This is a genomic window from Pseudomonas sp. GL-B-19, from assembly GCF_019956415.1.
GTDB lineage: Bacteria > Pseudomonadota > Gammaproteobacteria > Pseudomonadales > Pseudomonadaceae > Aquipseudomonas.
Window position 1 is genome coordinate 1 of record NZ_JAHBDK010000100.1, and the last position, 3,703, is coordinate 3,703.

Below are 3,703 nucleotides of genomic sequence, written 5' to 3' on the forward strand. Positions count from 1 at the left end.
CCAGTTCGGCGTCGTCCAGCAGGTTGACCAACGTGACAATGTTGTAGCCGCCCTGCATGGTGCCGAGCAGTTCAACCGCGCGCTTCTTGTCGATCAGAGGGGATTTGGCTTCGCCTTTGGCGAGGGCAGAGAGGAAACCGGCCTTTACATAGGCCGCTTCGTCCACTCCAGGTGGAACGCGATTGGTGATCAGGTCAACGAGGAAAGCTTCTTCGCCAGCCGGGGGATTCTTCAGCAGCTCGATCAGGCCTGCAGTTTGTTCGGCGTTAAGCGGCTGGGGAACGATACCCAGTGCTGCACGCTCTTCGATATGTTTGCGGTAGGCTTCAAGCACAGTTATTACCCTCATCAGTGGTCCCAAATGGGTGTCCGGGACGCTCATCCCGAATTGCCGTACTCATGCGCTGCATGGCGTTGTGAGCCACTTAGCCAGAATTACCGGCAATTCCTTACAGAAGCTGCTTTCAAAGTTTTACGCCTGCAGAACGGGAGCTGATGAGGGTTGGCGCTGAGCTTTTCCCCGCTGGAAAAACCCTTCGCCAACACCGCTCTGAAGGAACGACTGTGCTCGTGACGCTTTGAAAACAGCTTCTAACGGACATTGGCGCCTTAAAAGGCTGGCTGATTCTACGGCAAAAAAAAATTAAAGGTAAGTTAGACCCCGAATTTTGAGGGGTGATGAATGTTAGACAAAGGGCTAACATGCCGACCTGTCAGTTTCCCCCGTGTTTTGCCTATCTATGCCCAATCAGACCATCAAGACCCCCTGCGTCGGCCTTTGCTCCACTGTTTACGGTGATTTGGTGTGCCGTGGCTGCAAGCGTTTCCACCATGAAGTGATCAACTGGAATGGTTACAACGAGGAGGAAAAGCGCGCGGTATGGCTGCGTCTTGAGCAATTGCTGTCCCAGGTGATGGCCAGCAAACTGGAGGTTTTCGACCCTCAGCGTCTGCGTTTGCAACTGGAGCAACGCAAGATTCGTTTTGTGCCGCATCAGTCGGAGTATTGCTGGGCGTATCAGCTGATTGCCCGTGGGGCGCGGGTGATCAATAACCTGGAAGCCTACGGGATGGTGCTGATGCCGGAATTTCGCGACTGGAACCTGCCGGAATTGCGTGATGCCATTGATCGGGAATTTTTCTTGCTGTCTGAGGCGCATTATCAACGGTACATCGCACCGGGCTTCCTGAAAGACGCCTTTGGCGCCTAAAAGCATCGTCGGAACGCCGCCCGGACCAAGCCCTGCTCCCACAGTGGATCTCCAGTGCTCACAAAACCCTGTGGGAGCCGGGCTTGCCCGCGATGGCGTCCGACCAGACGCCATAGATTTCAATGCTGAGCCAATTCCCCAAGCTTATCCTCAATCTCCTGCGGCTTGAGCACCAGCACATCACCCTCCACCGCATCCAGCACCACTTCCGCCGTATTGCCGATCAAAGCCCCCGACAACCCGGACCGCGCCACGGTGCCGATCACGGTCACTGCCGCCTGTAGCTTGTGCACCATGAACGGAATCAACACATCCGCCGGGCCTTCCTCGATATGCAAATGGTCATCGTCGATGTCGTATTCCGCCTGGAACGCCTTGCACTGCTCGCGATAGCGCGCTTCGATGGTTTCCTTGAGCTGGAAGGTCGGGTCGGCCGACGACAGCATCGGCGATGGATGCGCACTGATCACGTGCAAATGAGCCTTGGCCAGGCTGGCGATGTCATAACCGTAATCAATGATGGTGTTGTGCAGGTGACGGTGTTCAAGGTCGCTATTGCCGACATCGACAGCCGCCAGGATCACTTTGTCTTTCCAGGAACCGGCAGTTTTTACCAGCAGCACCGGGGTAGGGCACTCGCGAAGCAGCTTCCAGTCGTCCGGGGTCAGCAGTGCCTTTTTCAGCTGGCTGTCCGGGTAATGCTGTTTGACCACCAGCCCGCAGCCCTCAGCCTGCTGCACTTCGATGATGGTTTGGTGCAGGCTTTCATTCCAGGCCTGTTCGGTGGTGACGCTAAAGCCGTCCGCCAACAAGGCTGCCTTGAGCACGCCCAACATACCGTTATGGTCATGTTTGCGGTCAACGACCAGCAGGTGCAAGTGCGCCTGAGTCACTCCGGCAATCAATTTGGCCCGTTTGAGCGCCAGGCTCTCCGAATGTTCGGGTTCTATGACCACCAGAATGCTGCGAATGGCTTGCATGATCGGGATCTCCATAAAGGGGTAAAAAGCACGGCGTTGCACAACTATAGTTGCTGCTCGCCAACCAGGTACTTGATGCATATCAACGGTTGGCGACTGGTGGTCTGCCGACAGGCCGGTATAATCGGCGCCCTTCGATTTTGAACCCTTTATCCGTGAGCCCCATGATCCTTCCCGAAATTCACGAGTTCCTCGGCTGCCGTACCCCTGACGGCTGGGTGCAGGCCGCACTGGCCGATCAGGAAACCTTGCTGATCGACCACAAGAACTGCGAATTCAAAGCGGCCAGCACGGCGCTGAGCCTGATTGCCAAGTACCACTCCCATGTCGACCTGATCAACCTGATGTCGCGCCTGGCCCGGGAAGAACTGGTGCACCATGAACAAGTCATGCGCCTGATGAAAAAGCGCAAGATCGAGCTGCGCCAATTGTCCGCCGGTCGCTACGCCTCGGGCCTGCGCAAAGTGGTACGCAGCCATGAACCGGTGAAACTGGTGGATACGTTGGTGGTGGGCGCTTTTATCGAGGCCCGCAGTTGCGAGCGTTTCGAGGCGCTGGTGCCGCATCTGGATGAAGAACTGGGCAAGTTCTACTTCGGGCTGCTGAAAAGCGAGGCGCGGCATTTCCAGGGTTACCTGAAACTGGCTTACCAGTACGGGGACGCCAAGGACATCGCCCAAGTGATCGATAAGGTCCGTGCGGCAGAGCAGGAGCTGATCGAGTCGCCGGACGTGGAGTTCCGTTTCCACAGTGGCGTGCCCGCTGCGGCCTGACGCTTAAAACGCCTTAGCGGCTCAAGCCGAGGCGTTCGTGCCAATCAGCGATGGACTCTTCGGGATAGACCTCGAACTGCTGATCGCCGGAATGCGCCTCGACCTCCACCCACGGCGCTTTTGAGCCGAGCATCAAGTGCGTGTGCTCTGGCGGCACCGGCAACGGGGTGTCGATGGCGGACGCAAACGGGTGGATCAGCTCCGGCCATTCAGGGCTGAACAGCCACAGTCCCGTACCACAAAGGGAGCAGAAATGCCGTTCGGCGCTGCTGCTGTGCGCCCGTTTATCGCCTTCATCCTTGAGCCGTGCATGGTAAATCGCGATGTGCTTTCGGCCGCGTACCTTGAGGCTCCCGGCATCGCCGCCGAGATTGATCGCATAACCGCCACCGCCCTGTGTCTTGCGACAGATCGAGCAGTAGCAACGTTGATAAGGGTAGGGGTGGGCACTGTTCAGGCTGAATGACACGGCGCCGCAGTGGCAGGAACCTTCTAGATGCATGGTCGCTTCCTACGAGTATTGGGCTTATCTGCAAAGCTTAGACTTTCAGTGGTAAGGCGGGCCTCATCGCGGGCAAGCCCTAATGCCGATCAGTTAAGCAATTTATGCGACAACGCAATTTTTGTAGCAGCTGGCGAAGCCTGCGTTCGGCTGCGCAGCAGTCGCGAAATCAGACGATGCAGTGTTTCAGGAAGACCGCAAACTCAGGTTTTACGACTGCTGCGCAGCCGAACGCAG

Annotated in this window: 4 protein-coding genes and 1 pseudogene; 2 read left to right on the plus strand and 3 right to left on the minus strand. The window is 57.0% G+C overall.

Annotated features, from left to right (window positions below):
• Positions 1-334, minus strand: a pseudogene (locus KGB06_RS28805) (aconitate hydratase B); the annotation flags it as partial.
• 406 nt (positions 335-740) lie between these two features.
• Here KGB06_RS28805 and KGB06_RS28810 point away from each other — a divergent pair.
• On the plus strand, positions 741-1,211 hold the full coding sequence (locus tag KGB06_RS28810; RefSeq protein ID WP_027923350.1) for a DUF1289 domain-containing protein: 471 nt from the start codon (positions 741-743) through the stop codon (positions 1,209-1,211).
• A gap of 119 nt (positions 1,212-1,330) precedes the next feature.
• On the opposite strand, the gene KGB06_RS28815 is transcribed toward KGB06_RS28810, so the two are convergent.
• The gene (locus KGB06_RS28815; protein WP_223521800.1) at positions 1,331-2,191 is read right to left on the minus strand and encodes a universal stress protein; all 861 of its coding nucleotides are present in this window, start codon (positions 2,189-2,191) and stop codon (positions 1,331-1,333) included.
• Positions 2,192-2,355: 164 nt separating this feature from the next.
• Between KGB06_RS28815 and KGB06_RS28820 the strand changes: the two genes are divergently transcribed.
• Entirely contained in the window at positions 2,356-2,964 is a 609-nt protein-coding gene (locus KGB06_RS28820) for a tRNA-(ms[2]io[6]A)-hydroxylase (protein ID WP_046032069.1), read from the plus strand.
• A gap of 13 nt (positions 2,965-2,977) precedes the next feature.
• Here KGB06_RS28820 and KGB06_RS28825 read toward each other — a convergent pair whose 3' ends face one another.
• Positions 2,978-3,466, minus strand: coding sequence for a GFA family protein (locus KGB06_RS28825; RefSeq protein WP_223521803.1), 489 nt, complete (start codon positions 3,464-3,466; stop codon positions 2,978-2,980).
• Positions 3,467-3,703: the final 237 nt, after the last annotated feature.

What these genes read in the sequence shown, in the direction of transcription:
- KGB06_RS28810 (WP_027923350.1), top strand. Translation starts at nt 741, where the DNA reads ATGCCCAATCAGACCATCAAGACCCCCTGCGTCGGCCTTTGCTCCACT.
- KGB06_RS28815 (WP_223521800.1), bottom strand. Translation starts at nt 2,191, where the DNA reads ATGCAAGCCATTCGCAGCATTCTGGTGGTCATAGAACCCGAACATTCG.
- KGB06_RS28820 (WP_046032069.1), top strand. Translation starts at nt 2,356, where the DNA reads ATGATCCTTCCCGAAATTCACGAGTTCCTCGGCTGCCGTACCCCTGAC.
- KGB06_RS28825 (WP_223521803.1), bottom strand. Translation starts at nt 3,466, where the DNA reads ATGCATCTAGAAGGTTCCTGCCACTGCGGCGCCGTGTCATTCAGCCTG.